General features: G+C 53.8%; 17 protein-coding genes. 13 read left to right on the top strand and 4 right to left on the bottom strand.

The features are described from left to right. Positions 1–4: 4 nt before the first annotated feature. A complete protein-coding gene (locus ACS18Q_RS13980; protein ID WP_004728442.1) occupies positions 5–931 on the top strand; it encodes a bifunctional GNAT family N-acetyltransferase/hotdog fold thioesterase in 927 nt (308 codons plus the stop codon). Here ACS18Q_RS13980 and ACS18Q_RS13975 read toward each other — a convergent pair. The 4 genes from ACS18Q_RS13975 to hslR form a co-directional block, all read right to left on the bottom strand. Further along, complete coding sequence (locus tag ACS18Q_RS13975; RefSeq protein WP_441257173.1) at positions 928–2,826, bottom strand: AsmA family protein; 1,899 nt, start codon at positions 2,824–2,826, stop codon at positions 928–930. The genes ACS18Q_RS13980 and ACS18Q_RS13975 overlap by 4 nt on opposite strands. A gap of 110 nt (positions 2,827–2,936) precedes the next feature. Further along, positions 2,937–4,565, bottom strand: coding sequence for a phosphoenolpyruvate carboxykinase (ATP) (gene pckA, locus ACS18Q_RS13970; RefSeq protein WP_004728444.1), 1,629 nt, complete (start codon positions 4,563–4,565; stop codon positions 2,937–2,939). 335 nt (positions 4,566–4,900) lie between these two features. Further along, complete coding sequence (gene hslO, locus ACS18Q_RS13965) at positions 4,901–5,776, bottom strand: Hsp33 family molecular chaperone HslO (protein WP_004728445.1); 876 nt, start codon at positions 5,774–5,776, stop codon at positions 4,901–4,903. A 33-nt stretch (positions 5,777–5,809) separates the two neighbouring features. Next, positions 5,810–6,196 (bottom strand): ribosome-associated heat shock protein Hsp15, encoded by a 387-nt coding sequence (hslR, locus tag ACS18Q_RS13960; RefSeq protein ID WP_038152589.1) that lies wholly within the window; start codon positions 6,194–6,196, stop codon positions 5,810–5,812. Positions 6,197–6,461: 265 nt separating this feature from the next. On the opposite strand from hslR, the gene gspC reads away from it, so the two are divergent. Genes gspC through ACS18Q_RS13900 form a run of 12 tightly spaced genes read left to right on the top strand, consistent with a single transcriptional unit; the run spans position 6,462 to position 17,660 of the window. Continuing rightward, positions 6,462–7,310 carry a type II secretion system protein GspC gene (gspC, locus tag ACS18Q_RS13955; protein WP_172475433.1) on the top strand — a complete coding sequence of 283 codons (849 nt, stop codon included), beginning with the start codon at positions 6,462–6,464 and terminating at the stop codon, positions 7,308–7,310. Between the two features lie 35 nt (positions 7,311–7,345). After that, positions 7,346–9,373, top strand: coding sequence for a type II secretion system secretin GspD (gene gspD / locus ACS18Q_RS13950; protein WP_004728448.1), 2,028 nt, complete (start codon positions 7,346–7,348; stop codon positions 9,371–9,373). Further along, the gene (gene gspE, locus ACS18Q_RS13945) at positions 9,373–10,884 is read left to right on the top strand and encodes a type II secretion system ATPase GspE (RefSeq protein ID WP_004728449.1); all 1,512 of its coding nucleotides are present in this window, start codon (positions 9,373–9,375) and stop codon (positions 10,882–10,884) included. Before gspD ends, gspE begins: the two co-directional genes overlap by 1 nt. Then, on the top strand, positions 10,884–12,107 hold the full coding sequence (gspF, locus tag ACS18Q_RS13940; RefSeq protein WP_004728450.1) for a type II secretion system inner membrane protein GspF: 1,224 nt from the start codon (positions 10,884–10,886) through the stop codon (positions 12,105–12,107). The genes gspE and gspF overlap by 1 nt, the downstream gene beginning before the upstream one ends. A 37-nt stretch (positions 12,108–12,144) precedes the next feature. Beyond that, complete coding sequence (gene gspG, locus ACS18Q_RS13935) at positions 12,145–12,588, top strand: type II secretion system major pseudopilin GspG (RefSeq protein WP_004728451.1); 444 nt, start codon at positions 12,145–12,147, stop codon at positions 12,586–12,588. Positions 12,589–12,641: 53 nt separating this feature from the next. Next, positions 12,642–13,223: a type II secretion system minor pseudopilin GspH gene (gene gspH, locus ACS18Q_RS13930; RefSeq protein ID WP_004728452.1), complete on the top strand. Its 582-nt coding sequence runs from the start codon at positions 12,642–12,644 to the stop codon at positions 13,221–13,223. Further along, positions 13,210–13,566, top strand: coding sequence for a type II secretion system minor pseudopilin GspI (gene gspI / locus ACS18Q_RS13925; RefSeq protein ID WP_004728453.1), 357 nt, complete (start codon positions 13,210–13,212; stop codon positions 13,564–13,566). Before gspH ends, gspI begins: the two co-directional genes overlap by 14 nt. Then, the gene (gene gspJ / locus ACS18Q_RS13920; protein WP_004728454.1) at positions 13,553–14,200 is read left to right on the top strand and encodes a type II secretion system minor pseudopilin GspJ; all 648 of its coding nucleotides are present in this window, start codon (positions 13,553–13,555) and stop codon (positions 14,198–14,200) included. The genes gspI and gspJ overlap by 14 nt, the downstream gene beginning before the upstream one ends. After that, positions 14,190–15,206 (top strand): type II secretion system minor pseudopilin GspK, encoded by a 1,017-nt coding sequence (gene gspK, locus ACS18Q_RS13915; RefSeq protein ID WP_004728455.1) that lies wholly within the window; start codon positions 14,190–14,192, stop codon positions 15,204–15,206. Before gspJ ends, gspK begins: the two co-directional genes overlap by 11 nt. After that, a complete protein-coding gene (gene gspL / locus ACS18Q_RS13910; protein WP_441257172.1) occupies positions 15,175–16,386 on the top strand; it encodes a type II secretion system protein GspL in 1,212 nt (403 codons plus the stop codon). The genes gspK and gspL overlap by 32 nt, the downstream gene beginning before the upstream one ends. A gap of 9 nt (positions 16,387–16,395) precedes the next feature. After that, positions 16,396–16,905, top strand: coding sequence for a type II secretion system protein M (locus ACS18Q_RS13905; RefSeq protein WP_158141343.1), 510 nt, complete (start codon positions 16,396–16,398; stop codon positions 16,903–16,905). Further along, on the top strand, positions 16,902–17,660 hold the full coding sequence (locus tag ACS18Q_RS13900; protein WP_441257171.1) for a type II secretion system protein N: 759 nt from the start codon (positions 16,902–16,904) through the stop codon (positions 17,658–17,660). Before ACS18Q_RS13905 ends, ACS18Q_RS13900 begins: the two co-directional genes overlap by 4 nt. Positions 17,661–17,719 lie beyond the last annotated feature (59 nt).

The raw sequence follows: 17,719 nt of genomic DNA, 5'->3' as shown, positions 1-17,719 counted from the left end.
CGCTATGTTTAAACTTATTACGCCGAAAACGGACAATCAGCTCAATAAGTATTACCACTTTCGTTGGCAATTGCTGCGCGAGCCGTGGCGGATGCCGATTGGTTCGGAGCGCGACGAATACGACGCCATGAGCCATCACCGCATGATTGTCGACGGACGAGGACGCCCGATCGCCATCGGTCGGTTGTATATTACACCGGACAGCGAAGGCCAGATTCGCTTTATGGCGGTCAAATCCACACGGCGAGCCAAAGGGATGGGATCGCTGGTGCTGGTGGCTCTGGAGTCTCTGGCGCGCCAGGAAGGGGCCAAACGTCTGGTGTGCAATGCTCGAGAAGATGCGATTAAGTTCTATGAGAAAAACGGATTTGAACGTCGCGGTGAGTTGACCGATGAACGCGGCCCTGTGCGCCATCAACAGATGGTGAAACCGCTCGACCCGATGGCCAATGTGTTGCGTAAACCGGAGTGGTGTACTGAGCTTCAGGAGCGCTGGGCGGCGCACATTCCGATCAGCGAGAAAATGGGCATCAAAGTACTGCAGTACACGGGCTATCAATTTCAATGTGGCGCGCAGCTCAATCCCAACCTCAACCCGCACAATACGCTGTTTGCTGGCTCGGCCTTTACCTTGGCGACCTTAACCGGCTGGGGCATGGCGTGGCTGCTGATGCGTGAGCGCAATTTGGATGGAGACATTGTGCTGGTCGACAGTCGTATTCGTTATCGCCATCCGGTGGTGCACAACCCGGTGGCGTCGACGTCTCTGGATGGTATCAGCGGCGATTTGGATCGCCTCGAATCTGGGCGCAAAGCGCGTATTGTGGTCAATGTGAACATTGCCAGTGGTGACGTCGATGCCGTGACGTTTATTGGCACCTACATGCTGATTCCGAATTATCAAGCCATCTTGGAAAGTGCGCGCGACTAAGGGGTTGGCGCGCACATCATCTCAGGATTTGCCTCAGTGCGCTGTTGATTGCGCAGCAGATCAAAATGCTGCGTTGTGCAGCGCTGCTTCACCTTCAGTTCCAGCACGCCCTGCTTGGGCTCGACCAGATCGATTGCGCCATGCACGTGCGCATTCAGCGTTGGGCCAGACAGCGGCGTCGCCTCCACGGACAAGCGCCCACGATCAGCGCTGAGTGTGAGCCCATCGAGGGCGAAAGGTTGCACCACCAAAGCATCTGCCGATTGGGTGACCATCACCCCATCGCGCAGGTTGAGGTTGAGTGTGCCACTGAGCGAATGCGCCAGCATCGGGTAATCGCCCGCAAGGCCGTCGGCGGTGACATCCAGTTCAGCTAATGCGTCGACTTTCAGCGGGAGCGGCCACCATGTGTGCATCGGCGCCAGTGGGATACCATCCCCATGCAGATTCACGCGCCACGGCGCGCTCGGCGCGTTAAACGCCCAATCGGCAGTGGCATCCACATAACCGTTCTCAAGAGGCAGGAACGCGCGCTCAAGCTGCCAATGGCCCTCTTTGCTGCTCATGTCCACCACGCCTTGCGTGCTGAGTAGGGAATCAATACTGGCGCTGTTGGCGCTGATATGGAGTTGACCATTCCATAGCCCCCAGCGACCCTCGCGATTAAGCTCGGTATTGCGTCCTTCGACATTGACCCCAGAGAGCTGCCAGAATGGTTTGTGTGTCAGTTGGATCAATTGCAAGTTGTTGAGATCCCAACGATCGATGGTCAGATTGTTCAGCTCGGGAAGATCGCCCTCCAACCAAGCCCAATCGTGTGGCTGCTCAGCAAACCATTTGATGCCACTGGCGCTGAGTTGCTGCAGATGGATGCCTGAAGGTTGAAGATCACCACTAAGCTGAATGCTGCCTTGCAGCAGTTCGGTGGCAAAGTCGCTGATGGTGATGCGGCCGGGACGCAGTGTCAGCTTCAGCGTTGGGTCTATCCATTGCAAACCGTGCCAGTCGACCGACTCGGCATTGAGCGACACATACCCGTCCTCTTGTTGCCACAGTGAGTGATCTAATGTCAGATTTTCCAGCGACAACGCAACGTTGGTCAGCCGAGTGCCGGCCAGTTGCAGATTGCTGTTGAGTACATCCAGGCTGTTGATGTGATGAAGATAAGGCTTGGCCAATTGCCACCACGGCGCGCTCAGCGTCGACAGATCATCTTTTAGATCGAGCTTGCTCAAGGTGACGTTAACCAACGACCAGCCCGCCGGATACTGCTCTGCCTGACCCGAAAACTCGCCGCCGCGCCACTGAAATGAGGCGCCAAAGATGGTGCTGTCTTGCGCTTGGTAGTTGGCATCAATCAACACGTTATTGAGCGCTTCGCCTTGCCAGTAAAACTGCTCAGCAGAGAGTTGTAGTTCGCCATAAGGCAGCCATTGTTGGGCGTGGGTCCAGACGGGGTTTTTGACTTGCATGTTGACGCCACGAGCGATCAAACCGTGGTCGGCGAAATCAATGTTGTGTAGCGCCAGTTGATGGAGTTGCAGCTGGGCGAGAAAGTCGTTGCTTGGCAGGCCGTCGGCAAAATTGGCGCCATCAAGCAGCACGCTGTCGATCACCCATTTGTCGTCTTGGAACAGTTGTGGACTGAGCCAAACATCCACCTGTTGAAAACTCAGTGGGGTCGCGTTGGTTTCTAGCGTCACATTGTGCAGGCGAAAATGGAGTGGATATTCGTAATCGAGCGCGCTAAACGTCAGTTTTTCAGGCCACAGATGGTCGGTTAGCCACTGCGCAGACGGGGTGAGGTAACGGGTGTGCATGATGCCAAATGCGACCAGCATGAGTGCCAGCAGCAGTGCAATCAAACCAACTCCCAGAGCAAGCAGCTTTTTCATAATTCCCTGATGCGATGATCGTCCTGAAAGCTCACAGCTTGGAGTAAATTGGCGTCGGCTTCAACTAAAAAAGCCCCTCAAAAGAGGGGCTTGCTACTGAGTTATCAGTTTTAGTCTAGCTGTGGACCTGCCGCTACCAACGCTTTACCTTCCGCGTTGTCGGTGTACTTATCAAAGTTATTGATAAAGCGAGACGCTAAATCTTTGGCTTTGCTTTCCCATTGTAGTGGGTCAGTGTATGTGTCACGTGGGTCCAAGATGGCTGAATCAACGCCTGGCAGCGCGACTGGCACTTCGAGGTTGAAGATCGGAATGTGTTTGGTTTCCGCTTGTTCAATCGAGCCGTCCAGAATTGCATCAATGATGCCACGGGTATCTTTGATCGAGATACGTTTGCCAGTGCCGTTCCAGCCCGTGTTCACGAGGTACGCTTCCGCACCTGCAGCTTCCATGCGTTTCACCAGCACTTCAGCGTATTTGGTTGGGTGAAGCGTGAGGAATGCTGCACCAAAACACGCGGAGAAGGTTGGCGTTGGCTCGGTAATGCCACGCTCAGTGCCCGCCAGTTTGGCCGTAAAGCCAGACAGGAAGTGGTACTTGGTTTGTTCTGGCGTCAGTTTAGACACCGGAGGCAGCACGCCGAATGCATCAGCAGACAGGAAAATCACTTTGTTCGCGTGACCACCTTTGGAGACCGGTTTCACGATGTTGTCGATGTGGTAAATCGGGTACGACACACGGGTGTTTTCGGTTTTTGAACCGTCATCGAAATCGATCGAGCCATCCGCACGAACCGTTACGTTTTCCAGCAGCGCATCACGACGAATCGCGTTGTAGATGTCTGGTTCCGCTTCTTTTGAGAGCTTGATGGTTTTCGCGTAACAACCGCCTTCGAAGTTGAACACGCCATCGTCATCCCAGCCGTGCTCGTCGTCGCCAATCAGTGCGCGTTTCGGATCGGTCGACAGGGTTGTTTTACCGGTACCAGACAGACCAAAGAAGATCGCAACGTCGCCATCTTTGCTCATGTTGGCACTACAGTGCATGGATGCGATGCCTTGCAGCGGCAGGAAGTAGTTCATCATCGCGAACATCCCTTTTTTCATCTCGCCGCCGTACCACGTCCCGCCAATCAGTTGCATTTTTTCGGTCAGGTTGAAGACCGTGAAGTTTTCTGAGTTCAGGCCGTGTTCTTGCCATTTGTCGTTGGTGCATTTGGCGCCATTCATGACCACGAAATCAGGCTTAAAGGTTGCCAGTTCTTCGTCTGATGGACGGATAAACATGTTTTTCACGAAGTGCGCTTGCCATGCCACTTCAGTAATAAAGCGCACGCACAGACGGGTATCGGCGTTCGCGCCGCAGTATCCGTCCACCACAAACAGACGCTTGCCAGACAATTGCTTGCCGACCAGCGCTTTCAAATCGTTCCAAACCGCTTGGTTAATGGGTTTGTTGTCGTTTTTCGCCTGTTCAGAGGTCCACCACATGTTCTCTTCGGTGGTGGCGTCTTTGACGATAAATTTATCTTTTGGTGAGCGGCCAGTGAAGATGCCAGTGTCCACGGCAACTGCACCCAGTTCAGTGACGACGCCTTTTTCGTAGCCTTCCAGATCTGAGCGAGTTTCTTCTTCGAATAACAATTCGTAACTTGGGTTGCGCACCACTTCAGTTACATCGGTTATTCCGTATTGGGTAAGATCTAATTGTGCAGCCTTCGTATGTTCCATAACGGTCATAGGTGCTCCTTATGAGGATTTTGTAGGGATTTTTAAAAGTTTGTAATTGTTATCTGCTCACCATGCTAGCAACGGGAGGGGGAAAAAACAGGGAGATAGTTCAAAAATTACCCACGCATTCCCTGTGGTTTTAGGTGACCCGTCACATATTGTGGCTTGGGTATTTTATCGTGCGCGCAAACCATTGCGCCAGATCAAAAGGATTATTATTCCAAAGAAATTAAGTACGGCGTACGGTGAGTGTAACTATTGATTTTATTGGGTTTTGATCACAAAAAAAGCCAGCATAATGCTGGCTGTAGCGGTAAATCTTCGTGCTTGTTAAGCCCGATGAATTAATGCAGGGTTTTGTTCTCGCCCGCTTGATGTGCGAACAATTCAGCCACTTGCGCCGAATCGAACGAGTAGGTGGTGCCGCAGTAGTCACAATGCAGTGCCACAAATCCCTCTTCAGCAAGGATTTCGTTGATGTCGTCGCGAGCCAGTGTGATGATCGCCGCTGCGCTGCGTTCTCGTGAGCAGCCACATTGGAATGCCACCGGTTGCGGTTCGAACACGTTCACTTTTTCTTGGTTGTACAGGCGGTACAGCAGCTCATTGGCTTCCAATGTAAACAGTTCTTCATCTTTCACGGTATTGGTTAGCTGTTCGAGGTGCTCGAAATCTTCCGGCGTGCCTGTGCCATCAGGCATCACTTGCAGCAGCATACCTGCGGCGTGCGGTTTGCCTTCGTGTTCACCCACGCGAATCCACAGACGAGTTTTGAGCTGCTCTGAACGCAGGAAGTAGCCTTCCAGCACGTCAGCCAAGTTATCCCCTTCCAGGCCAACCACGCCTTGGTAGCGTTCGCCCTGCTTCGGTTCAATGGTGATCACCAGGTAGCCTTTGCCCATCATGTCATGCAGATTGGCGTTGTCGGCGATGTCGCCGTCCCAACGTGCCACACCGCGGACTTGCTGATTGTTGTCGCCGTTAATGACGGCCAGCGAAACCGGGCCATCCCCTTGCAGTTGTAGGGTAATTGAGCCTTCGAATTTTAGCGTCGCGGTCAGCAGTGACGTCGCGACCAATAGCTCACCTAACAGCGTCTGAATCGGCGCGGGGTATTCCTTGCTGGTAATGATGTGCTGGTACGTTTCATCCAGTTGTACCAACTCGCCACGTACTGAAAGGTCTTCAAATAGGTAGCGGTTTAATGTGTTGTTTGACACTGAACGTGTAGTCATAAGGAATAGTCCGGCTCGTTATTGATGTTTAAATTTTAGAAGATCGCGACGCTGTTTTTTATCCGGGCGGCGATCTGGGGCTGGGTTGATGGCGTTGAGTTTACGTGCCAGCGCCATGCGCTCGCGTTTTTCGACGCTTTCAGCCGTTTCTGAATACAGGGTCTGAGCTTCCGGTGCGCCACGTCTCTGCTGCGACACGTGTTCGATGACCACGGTTTTCTCTTCGTTGCCTTGGCGCAGGGTAATGATCGCACCGATTTCGACCAGCTTACTTGGCTTTGTTCGCTGGCCATTATAGTGAACTTTGCCACCATCGACCATATTCCGCGCCAGCGAGCGAGTTTTATAGAATCTTGCGGCCCATAACCATTTATCGAGTCGAACCGCTTCAGAATGGGAACTCATGCTGGCAAATTACCTCTAATGTGATGATTTAGCGTTTTGCTTACCGCTTACAATGGTGATTGATCGCCGATAATTCAACTCATCACAAACGTTAACTTTATGTGTAAGAACACCGTAAAGCTTGTGATATATTGCTATATTTTGTATAAGGCCCTGAATTAAAAAGGCTCCTACTGAGAAAAAACACGACGTTAGCGGAAGAATTAGGAATAAAGGACACAAAGTGGAGCGTATCAATTTTCAGCAGTTGACATCCGGCGATTGGATGCAACACCTCGCACGTTGGCAAAAACCAATGAGTGTGTGGGTGGCTTTGATTTGTATCGCGTGGTCTGCCTGGATTGTCGGTCAGATGGTGTGGATGCTGCCGGCAGAGCAAACGGCGGTTGGCGGTTGGGTTGCCAGCACCACGACGCAAACGCAGACGCAAAGCGGCATGGACATCAGCGGATTGCAACAAGGCGATCTATTTGGACAGTACAACGAGCAAGCACCGGCAGTGGTGAAAACGGTCAAAGTGGATGCACCGAAAACGCGCTTGAACCTAGAGCTGGTGGGCGTAGTTGCGAGTTCTGAACCGCGTTTGAGCTTGGCGGTGATCGCAAACCGGGGCTCGCAAGCGACGTACGGCCTCAACGAAGTGATTGAAGGCACGCGCGTCAAACTCAAAGCCGTGCTGCCGGATCGCGTCATCATCGATAACTCTGGCCGGGATGAAACCCTGATGCTGGAAGGGATCGACTACTCAAAAATGAGCGCTCAGCCTGCGCCAGCCCCTTCACGTGCCGCTCAGTCAGCCTCTGTGGATGACAAACTGGATGCCATTCGCGCCGCCGTGGCGAAAAATCCGCGCGAAATTTTCCAATATGTCACGCTCTCCCAGTTGAAGCAGGATGACAAAATTCTGGGCTATCGTGTCAGCCCAGGCAAAGATTCAGCGTTGTTTGAATCGGTTGGCTTACAAAACGGCGACATCGCCACACAATTAAATGGTTTGGATCTGACCGATCCAGACGTGATGAGTAAAGTCTTTGAGTCGATCAGCGATCTGACCGAGATCAATCTCACCGTAGAACGAGATGGACAGCAACATGACATCTATATTCAGTTTTAACCGCAAAATGTCAGCAAAGTTTGAGGGAGTATTCTGTGAAGCATTGGCTTAAAAAAAGTGCATGGCTGTTGGCCGGAAGTTTATTGGCGACGCCGTTAGCACTGGCGAATGAATTCAGCGCCAGCTTTAAAGGCACGGATATTCAGGAATTCATCAACATTGTTGGCCGCAACCTCGAGAAAACCATTATTGTTGACCCTTCTGTTCGAGGTAAAGTGGATGTGCGCAGCTACGACACGCTGAACGAAAAGCAGTACTACAGCTTTTTCCTCAATGTGCTGGAAGTGTACGGCTTTGCGGTGGTTGAGATGGACAACGGCGTGCTGAAAGTCATCAAAGCCAAAGACGCCAAAACCTCGGCCATTCCAGTGTTGGGCGATCATGACCGTGCCAACGGCGACAATGTGATCACCCAAGTGGTGGCGGTGAAAAATGTTTCTGTGCGCGAACTGTCGCCGCTGCTGCGCCAACTGATTGATAACGCGGGCGCGGGCAACGTGGTGCATTACGACCCGGCAAACATCATTTTGATCACGGGCCGTGCGGCGGTGGTCAACCGTTTGGCGGATATCATTCGTCGCGTTGACCAAGCGGGCAATAAAGACATCGAAGTGGTGGAGCTGAAAAATGCCTCCGCTTCGGAAATGGTGCGTATCGTGGAAGCTTTGAACAAAGCCAATGATGCCAAGAATACCCCTGAATTCCTGCAGCCGAAGTTTGTCGCCGATGAGCGCACCAATTCGATTCTGATTTCTGGTGACCCGAAAGTGCGTGAACGCCTCAAACGCTTGATCAGACAGCTTGATGTGGAGATGGCGACCAAAGGCAATAACCGCGTGGTGTACCTCAAATACGCTAAAGCTGAAGATTTGGTCGACGTGCTCAAAGGGGTGTCGGACAACTTGCAAGCGGACAAGCAAACGGGTCAGAAAAGCTCGAGCGGTGCAGCGCAGCGCAACGAGGTGATGATTGCCGCGCACGCCGATACCAACTCGCTGGTGATCACCGCGCCACAAGACATCATGAACGCGATTTTGGATGTGGTTGCGCAGTTGGATATTCGCCGTGCGCAGGTGTTGATTGAAGCGTTGATTGTTGAAATGTCGGAAGCTGACGGGATCAACCTTGGTGTGCAATGGGGCTCGCTAGAGAGTGGTTCCGTGATTCAGTACAGCAACAGCGGCGCATCGATTGGTAGCGTGATGGTGGGGCTGGAAGAAGCCAAAGACCAGACCACGACCGAATACTACTACGACTCGAGCGGTAACCGACGCCCATACACCAGCACCGAATCGGGCGACTATTCAAGCTTGGCCTCCGCCCTGTCGGGCATCAACGGCGCGGCCGTAAGCGTTTTGATGGGCGACTGGACGGCGCTGATCAGCGCGGTATCCAGCAACTCCAATACTAATATTCTCTCCTCACCGAGCATTACCGTGATGGATAACGGCGAAGCGTCGTTCATCGTCGGTGAAGAAGTGCCGGTGATTACCGGTTCGACCTCTAGCTCCAACAACGACAACCCGTTCCAAACGGTGGATCGCAAAGAAGTGGGTATCAAACTCAAAGTGGTCCCGCAAATCAACGAAGGGGATTCGGTGCAACTGGCGATTGAGCAAGAAGTGTCGAACGTGTTGGGGGCCAATGGTGCCGTCGACGTGCGCTTTGCCAAACGTCAGCTCAACACCTCGGTGATGGTGCAAGACGGTCAGATGCTGGTACTTGGGGGCTTGATTGATGAACGCACGGCAGAGAGTGAATCGAAAGTGCCACTGCTGGGGGACATTCCGATCATCGGGCATCTGTTCTCATCAACCAGCACGCAGGTTGAGAAGAAAAACCTGATGGTGTTCATCAAGCCGACCATCATTCGCAATGGCGTGACCGCCGATGGGATTACGCAGCGTAAGTACAACTACATTCGCGCGGAGCAGTTATTCAAAGCCGATAAAGGCCTGAAATTGATGGAAGACAGCAACATTCCGGTGTTGCCGAAATACGGTCAAGATCGTCTTCATCCACCAGAAATTCAAGCCTTTCTTGATCAAATGGAAGAGAAGTAATGACGGATGTAGTGGCAGCGCAGGCGGTTCGCAATTTAGTCCGCCGATTGCCGTTCAGTTTTGCCAATCGCTATAAACTGGTGCTCGAGTGGCAGGATGCAGAGGCCGCGCCAACGGTGTATTACGTGGCGCCGATGTCGGTGACCTCCTTGGCGGAAGTGCGCCGCGTGGTCAAAGGCAGCCTGAATCTGATTGAACTGCAGCCGAATGAGTTTGAAAGCAAGCTCACCCAAGTGTATCAGCGCGACTCCTCAGAAGCGCGCCAACTGATGGAAGACATCGGCGCTGACAGCGACGATTTCTTCTCGATTGTGGAAGAGTTGCCACAAAATGAGGACTTGCTCGAATCGGAAGACGACGCGCCCATCATCAAATTGATCAACGCCATGCTCGGCGAAGCGATCAAAGAAGGCGCGTCTGATATTCACATTGAGACGTTTGAGAAAGTGCTGTCGATTCGTTTTCGCGTTGATGGCGTGTTGCGTGAAGTGCTGTCGCCAAGTCGCAAGCTGTCGCCGTTGTTGGTGTCGCGGGTTAAAGTGATGGCCAAGTTGGACATCGCAGAAAAACGCGTGCCGCAGGATGGTCGCATTTCGCTGCGTATCGGAGGACGTTCGGTGGATGTGCGGGTGTCGACCATGCCATCGTCGCATGGGGAGCGCGTGGTAATGCGTCTGCTCGATAAAAACGCCACGCGATTGGATCTGCACAGCTTGGGCATGACGGCGCACAACCACGATAACTTCCGCCATTTGATTGAGCGTCCACACGGCATTTTGCTGGTCACCGGACCGACCGGTTCGGGGAAATCGACCACGCTGTATGCGGGCCTACAAGAACTCAATAGCAACGAACGCAATATTCTGACCGTTGAAGATCCGATCGAATTTGATATCGATGGTATCGGTCAAACGCAAGTGAACCCCAAAGTCGACATGACCTTTGCCCGTGGCCTGCGCGCGATTTTGCGTCAGGATCCAGATGTGGTGATGGTGGGTGAGATTCGTGACTTAGAAACCGCGCAGATTGCGGTTCAGGCCTCGTTGACCGGTCACTTGGTGATGTCGACGCTGCACACCAACACGGCGATTGGTGCGGTGACGCGCCTGCGTGATATGGGCATTGAACCCTTTTTGATCTCCTCGTCACTGCTGGGTGTGTTGGCTCAGCGTTTGGTGCGGACCTTGTGTCCGGACTGCAAAGAACCTTACGAAGCTGACAAAGAGCAACGCAAGCTGTTTGATGTGAAGAAAAAGGACCCACTGACGCTGTACAAAGCGCACGGTTGTGAGAAATGTAACTTTAAAGGCTATCGCGGCCGAACCGGGATTCATGAGCTAGTGCTGGTGACAGAAGAAGTACAAGCATTGATCCACGCCGAAGCCGGTGAGCAGGCGATGGAAAAAGCGGTGCGTGAAACCACGCCAAGCATTCGCGATGACGGACTGGAAAAAGTGCGCCAAGGCTTGACGTCGCTTGAAGAAGTGATGCGTGTGACCAAGGAGTCCTGATGGCAGCGTTTGAATATAAGGCGCTGGATGCCCGTGGCAAACAGAAAAAAGGTGTGCTGGAAAGCGATAATGCGCGGCAGGCACGTCTGCGTCTTAAAGAACAAGGCTTGGTACCGATTGAAGTGGTGGAAACCAAAGTCAAAGCGGCCAAAGACCAAAGCCGCAGCTTGGGGCTATCACGCCGTGGTATCAGTACGCCGGACTTGGCGCTCCTGACGCGCCAATTGTCGACGCTGGTGCAGTCGGGCATGCCACTGGAAGAGTGTTTGCGCGCGGTATCCGAGCAATCGGAAAAGCCGCGTATTCGAAACATGCTGGCGGCCGTGCGCTCCAAAGTCACCGAAGGGTACACCCTGTCAGACAGCATGGCAGATTACCCGCAGGTGTTTGATGAACTCTTTCGTTCCATGGTGGCGGCAGGTGAAAAATCAGGTCACCTCGATGCGGTGTTGGAGCGGTTGGCGGATTACGCGGAAAACCGCCAGAAAATGCGCTCCAAATTGCTGCAAGCGATGCTCTATCCGATCGTGCTGGTGGTGTTTGCCGTTGCGATTGTCGCGTTTTTGCTCGCGGCAGTGGTGCCTAAAATCGTCGGTCAGTTTGTACAAATGGGGCAGGAATTGCCGAAATCGACGCAGTTTTTGCTGTCATCCAGCGATTTTATTCAACACTGGGGCATTCAGTTGCTGCTCGCGCTGCTGGTGATCATCTACGTGTGCCGCTGGTTACTGCGTAAACCGGATGTGCGTTTGAACTGGGATCGCCGCGTGATTCATATGCCGATGATTGGCAAAATCGCGCGCGGCCTCAATACCTCACGTTTTGCGCGCACCTTATCGATCTGTACCTCCAGTGCCATTCCGATCCTCGATGGCATGCGAGTCGCTGTCGATGTCATGACCAACCAATATGTAAAACAGCAAGTGTTGGCGGCGGCGGAAAATGTGCGTGAAGGCTCCAGCCTGCGTAAAGCGCTCGACCAAACCAAGCTGTTTCCACCGATGATGCTCCACATGATCGCCAGTGGCGAGCAGAGTGGCGAGTTGGAAAGCATGCTCACGCGCGCAGCCGATAACCAAGACACCAGTTTTGAATCGACCGTGAATATTGCGCTGGGTATTTTTACACCCGCCTTGATCGCGTTGATGGCCGGGCTGGTGCTGTTTATCGTGATGGCGACCCTGATGCCCATCCTCGAAATGAATAACTTAATGAGTCGTTAATTCGGCTCAATTTCGCCTTGTTTAACATGGAGTCTCTATGAACAAAAAAGTAAACAAACAGTCTGGTTTTACCCTGCTGGAAGTGATGGTCGTGGTGGTCATTCTGGGTATTCTGGCCAGTTTTGTTGTGCCTAACTTGCTGGGTAACAAAGAAAAAGCCGATCAACAAAAAGCGATTACCGATATCGTCGCGCTGGAAAATGCGCTCGATATGTACAAATTAGACAACAATGTTTACCCAACCACCGACCAAGGCTTGGATGCGCTGGTCAGCAAACCGTCTAGCCCTGAGCCGCGCAACTACCGCACTGGGGGCTACATTAAGCGTCTGCCTAAAGACCCTTGGGGCAATGACTACCAATACCTGAGCCCAGGCGATAAAGGCACCATTGATGTGTTTACCTTGGGGGCAGATGGTCAAGAAGGCGGCGAAGGCACCAGTACCGACATCGGCAACTGGAACCTGCAGGACTTCCAATAAGGTGGATTGGGCGGTGAGACCGCCCATGATTTGAGATGAGTTGCGGCGAAGTCATGAAGTACAAACGCGGGTTTACCCTGCTGGAAATTCTGTTGGTGCTGGTGTTGTTGTCGATGAGTGCGGTGGCGGTGATTGCCACCTTACCGGATCGACCCAATGACGAGGCCAACCGCTTTGCCGAAAGCCTGTATCAGCGTTTGCAACTGATCAACGAAGAAGCGATTTTGAGCGGGATGGATTACGGGTTGCGTGTGGATGAAAAAACGCGCCGCGCTACATTTCTTCGCCTCAATGAAACTGGCTGGCAACGGCTGAATAAGCCGGGGTTTAGCGCGCAGTTACAGGCCGAGGAAGGGCTGGTGCTGCAATTTCGGGCCGGCGGCGATGTGTGGCAAGACAAGGATCGATTGTTCAAGCCGGGCAGCTTGTTTGATGACGAGATGTTTGCCGAGCAAGATGACGCCAAGAAAACGCGTCCGCCGCAAGTGTTTATTTTGTCCAGTGGCGAGCTGACCCCATTTACGCTCGACGTCTACGTTAAATCGGAGACGCCGGAGCATGGCTGGCAAGTCAACGTGCAAGAGAACGGGGCGATCCAACTGCTCGCTCCGGGAGAACGTCATGCGCAGCGCTAAACGTGGGTTTACCTTGTTGGAAGTGCTGGTGGCACTGGCAATTTTTGCCACCGCGGCCATCAGTGTGATGCGCGCGGTGAGCCAGCACATCAACACCATCAGCTATTTGGAAGAGAAAACCTTTGCCGCACTGGTGGTGGATAACCAGATGGCCAACGTGATGCTCAATCCGCAGGGACTCAGCGCGCGGCAAGGGACGCAGACAATGGCGGGTCGCACGTGGTATTGGAAAGTGACGCCGGTGAAAACCGGTAACGATATTCTGGCGGCGTTTGATGTCAGTGTCGCGACAGAGAAAAAAGCCGCTCCGGTGGTGACGGTGAGAAGTTATGTGGCGAAATAACGCAGGGCGTCAGCGCCGCACACGCGGTTTCACCCTGATCGAAGTGCTGGTGGCGATGGCCATTTTTGCCAGCTTAAGCTTGGCGGCTTATCAGGTGCTTAATCAAGTGCAACGCAGCAACAGTTTGTCGGCTGAACGGGAAGCGCGCCTGAGTGAACTGCAACGTGCCATCGTGATCATGGATGCTGATTTTCGCCAAATGGCGCTGCGTCGTTTTCGCACCAATGGCGAAGAGCCGGGCGACACGATGCTGCTGTGGCGCGATTACTTGCTTGATTCTGATAGCAAAGGCGTGCTGTTTGTGCGTTTGGGCTGGCACAACCCGCAGCAACAGTTCCCGCGTGGCGAAGTGGCGAAGGTTGGCTATCGTTTAAAAGATGACGTGCTAGAGCGCGTGTGGTGGCGCTATGCCGATACGCCGGTGGCTCAAGCGCCGGTGGTGATGCCACTGCTGACGCAAGTCACATCGTGGTCGATGAAGTTCTATTTTCAAGGCCAGTGGCTGGACGAGTGGACGTCGAAACAGTCGCTGCCACAGGCCGTATCGGTGACGCTGACCTTGAAAGATTACGGTGAGGTTGAACGTATTTATTTGACCTCAGGCGGTACGCTGGGAGACAGCAATGATTCGTAACCAGCGACAGCGCGGTGTGGCGTTGATCATTGTTTTGCTGCTCCTAGCGATCATGGTGTCGATTGCGGCCACGATGTCACAACGCATGTTTACTCAGTTTCAGCGCGCCAGCCATCAACTCAATTACCAGCAAGCGTATTGGTACAGTTTGGGGGTGGAAGCCTTAGCGAAAGCAGCGATTGAGCAGAGTTACAAAGACAACGATGTGATCAGCTTGAATCAGCCTTGGTCACAGAAAGATCGCAGCTATCCGCTCGATTATGGTCAGGTGACCGGCAGCATCATCGACCGACAGGCGTGTTTTAATCTCAATGTGTTTGCCAATGTGCCAGCGACCAGCACAGGCACCACGCAAGCTTACGTATATCGCGTTTGGCGAGCGCTGCTCGATGATCTCGACATCGACAATTACCAAGCGGAAAGCATCGCTGGGGCGACGTGGGATTACATCGACAGCAATGACAGTGTGAACTCGGTCGGTGGGGTTGAAGACAGTTACTACGAGTCGATGTCGCCGGCCTATTTGGCGGCCAATACGCTGCTCGCTGACAGCAGCGAACTGCGCGCCGTCAATCAGGTGAGTGGCGAGGTGATGCAAAAGCTCGCGCCTTACGTGTGCGCACTGCCGATGGATGACTGGCGACTCAATATCAATACGTTGGCACCGGAGCAAGCCAAGTTGCTGGCGGCGATGTTTACGCCCGCACTCAGTGAAGCCAACGCCAAAACGGTGCTGGAAAATCGCCCGTTTGATGGTTGGAGCAGCGTGAATAATTTTATGGCAGAAGCTCAGATCGCCGCGCTGGACAGCACCTTACGTGATGATGCGCGTGGCTATTTGTCGGTCGACAGCCAATATTTTGAACTGGACGCACAGGTGAAAGTGGATGAATCCCGCGTGCGCGTTCGGAGTCTGTTTTTTAGTAGCAATAAAGAAACTGCAACGGTGATACGCCGTCGCTTTGGAGGAATCAGTGAGCGAGTTTCTGACCGTTCGGCTGAGTAGTCAACAAAATGCCGCCATTCCTTGGCTGGTGTGGTCGCCGCAACAGCAGGCGGTGATCGCCAGCGGCGAAGTGGCCGGAATCGAGCAGCTGGATGAGCTGGCGCCGTATGCTGCGCAGCGGTCAACGCTGGTGCTGCTGGCCGCCAGTGATGTGGTGCTGACACAGGTCGAGATTCCTTCTGGTGCCAGTCGCCAGTTGGAGAGCATGCTGCCATATTTGGTGGAAGATGAAATTGCGCAAGATGTCGAAGAGCTGCATTTTAGCGTATTGAGCAAAAGCGGCGGTGTGGCGCACGTGGCCGGCGTGGATCGCCAATGGTTGCAATCGTGCCTGGACACGCTCAAAGCATTGCAGTTCGACGTCAAACGCGTGCTGCCCGATGTCCTGGCTGTACCGCAAGCCGATGGCCTCGCGGCATTGCAATTGGGCGACGAATGGTTGGTGCGCAAAGGGGACTTGGCGGGCTTAAGCGTCGAGACGCAGTGGCTGCCGCTATTTAGCCAATCCGATTGGGTACGAGAGGGTGAGGCTTGGTTACCGCTCACGGCTTACACGCCGCTGCCTGAACTGGCATTGGCTGAAGGGCAGGTGTGGCACACCGAAGCGGCAGATCTGGTGATGCAACAGCTGACCCAAGAGGCGCTGCGTAGCAAAGTCACGCTACTGACCGGTGAATTTGCGCCGAAATCCTCGTGGTCCAAACATTGGGGCGTGTGGCGTAAGGCGGCAATCGCGGCCGGTTTGTTGCTGGTGGTCGTGATGGGATACCGCTTTGTGGAAGCTTATCAATACGAAACTCAGGCGCAGCGTTATCGCGCGGAGAGTGAACGCATTTTTCGAACCATTTTTCCTGATAAGCAGCGCATTCCGACCGTCAGTTATCTCAAACGTCAGATGAGTGATGAATTGGCGGCGTTGTCGGGTGGCGGCAGTGGAGAGCATGTCCTGGGCTGGCTGAGCAAATTGCCCGACACTCTGCGTAGCGTGCGCGCACTGCAAGTGCAGAGCCTGCGATTTGATGGCAACCGCGGCGAAGTGCGTTTGGAAGCGAGCAGCAAAGATTTTCAAACCTTTGAGCAAGCGCGCGTCAAACTTGAAGCGCACTTTACGGTTGAACAGGGCCAGTTAAGCAAAAATGGTGATTTGGTGGTGGGGTCGTATGTCCTCAAACGCAAATAAGGGCAGAACATGAAGAATTTACTCGGCCCACTTCAAGCGTCGCTCCAGACTTGGTGGAGTGGCATCAGCCAACGCGAACAGCGTTTGGTGCTGATGTGTGGCGGCCTGTTATTCCTTGGGGTTTTATACTGGGGCATTCTCCAGCCGCTGCAACAGCGCAGTGACGCGGCCAAAGCACGCATCGTGTCTGAGCAGCAGTTACTGCAATGGGTTCAATCCACGGCGGATGACATCGTGGCGCTGCGGGGGCAAGGCGGTGTGGCGCGCACGTCGCAAACACTCAATCAGGTGATCACCAACTCCACGCGTCAATTCAACATTGAGTTGATTCGAGTTCAGCCTCGCGGTGACATGATGCAAGTGTGGGTTCAGCCGCTGCCGTTTTCTCAATTGGTGGCGTGGATTGCGTACCTCAAAGAGAAACAGGGTGTGGATGTTGAATATATGGATCTCGACCGCGGCAAAGTGTCCGGTGTGGTTGAGGTTAAACGGCTGCAATTAAAACGGGGCACGTCATGAAACAAGGATTAAGCTTTGTCGCCCTATTTGTGGTGGTCTTTGTGGTGAGTGCCATTGTGCATTTGCCTGCCGCGGTGGTAATCAAAGCGGTTCCGCTGCCTGCAGGGCTGGAACTGCAAGGTGTGCAGGGGCGTTGGTGGCAGGGCAGCGCGACTCAGGTGCGTTGGCAACGCAATCAGCTTGGTGCGTTGAGCTGGCAGTTGCAGTGGTCGTCATTGCTGAGCGCGAAAGCGAAGGTGGCGGTGCGTTTTGGTCGCGGAAGCGATTTGGATGTGCGCGGCAAAGGCGTGATCGGTTACGGCATGTCTGGGCCGTTTGCCGAGGATGTGGTGCTCTCGGCCCCGGCGGCGACCCTGATGCAGACGCTTGCGTTACCGCTGCCAATCAGCGCGCAGGGCCAAGTGGAACTGACCGTGCGTGATTACCAATACGCGGCGCCGTGGTGCGGTGCGGCCAACGGCACATTGGTATGGGCGCAAAGCATGATGGGGTCACCGTTGGGGGATCTCAGCATGGGGCCGGTGATGGCCGATGTCACGTGTGACAATAACGTGGTGACGGTGAAAGGGGGCCAGCAGAGCGCGCAGGTCAGTAGCGAATTCAGCGCAGAGTTGAATGCCAAACGCCGGTTTAATGCGCAAGCTTGGTTTAAGCCGGGGGCCGACTTCCCCGCCGCGATGGCGGAGCAGTTGAAGTACCTGCCGCGTCCCGATGGTCAAGGCCGCTTTCAGTTTTCCCGTCAAGGGCAGTTATAACCGTGCAAACAATATAACCGTACAAACAAAAGGGCGAGTTCATCTCGCCCTTTTTGCTC

It is taken from the genome of Vibrio sp. Vf1514, from assembly GCF_052076135.1.
Taxonomy (GTDB): domain Bacteria; phylum Pseudomonadota; class Gammaproteobacteria; order Enterobacterales; family Vibrionaceae; genus Vibrio; species Vibrio furnissii.
This window is presented reverse-complemented; position numbering and strand designations above follow the sequence as displayed.

Coding starts and splice junctions, on each gene's coding strand:
- ACS18Q_RS13975 (WP_441257173.1), bottom strand. CDS start 2,826: ATGAAAAAGCTGCTTGCTCTGGGAGTTGGTTTGATTGCACTGCTGCTG.
- ACS18Q_RS13905 (WP_158141343.1), top strand. CDS start 16,396: ATGAAGAATTTACTCGGCCCACTTCAAGCGTCGCTCCAGACTTGGTGG.
- gspI (WP_004728453.1), top strand. CDS start 13,210: ATGCGCAGCGCTAAACGTGGGTTTACCTTGTTGGAAGTGCTGGTGGCA.
- gspC (WP_172475433.1), top strand. CDS start 6,462: ATGCAACACCTCGCACGTTGGCAAAAACCAATGAGTGTGTGGGTGGCT.
- gspG (WP_004728451.1), top strand. CDS start 12,145: ATGAACAAAAAAGTAAACAAACAGTCTGGTTTTACCCTGCTGGAAGTG.
- gspF (WP_004728450.1), top strand. CDS start 10,884: ATGGCAGCGTTTGAATATAAGGCGCTGGATGCCCGTGGCAAACAGAAA.
- ACS18Q_RS13980 (WP_004728442.1), top strand. CDS start 5: ATGTTTAAACTTATTACGCCGAAAACGGACAATCAGCTCAATAAGTAT.
- gspJ (WP_004728454.1), top strand. CDS start 13,553: ATGTGGCGAAATAACGCAGGGCGTCAGCGCCGCACACGCGGTTTCACC.
- gspH (WP_004728452.1), top strand. CDS start 12,642: ATGAAGTACAAACGCGGGTTTACCCTGCTGGAAATTCTGTTGGTGCTG.
- gspE (WP_004728449.1), top strand. CDS start 9,373: ATGACGGATGTAGTGGCAGCGCAGGCGGTTCGCAATTTAGTCCGCCGA.
- ACS18Q_RS13900 (WP_441257171.1), top strand. CDS start 16,902: ATGAAACAAGGATTAAGCTTTGTCGCCCTATTTGTGGTGGTCTTTGTG.
- hslR (WP_038152589.1), bottom strand. CDS start 6,196: ATGAGTTCCCATTCTGAAGCGGTTCGACTCGATAAATGGTTATGGGCC.
- pckA (WP_004728444.1), bottom strand. CDS start 4,565: ATGACCGTTATGGAACATACGAAGGCTGCACAATTAGATCTTACCCAA.
- gspK (WP_004728455.1), top strand. CDS start 14,190: ATGATTCGTAACCAGCGACAGCGCGGTGTGGCGTTGATCATTGTTTTG.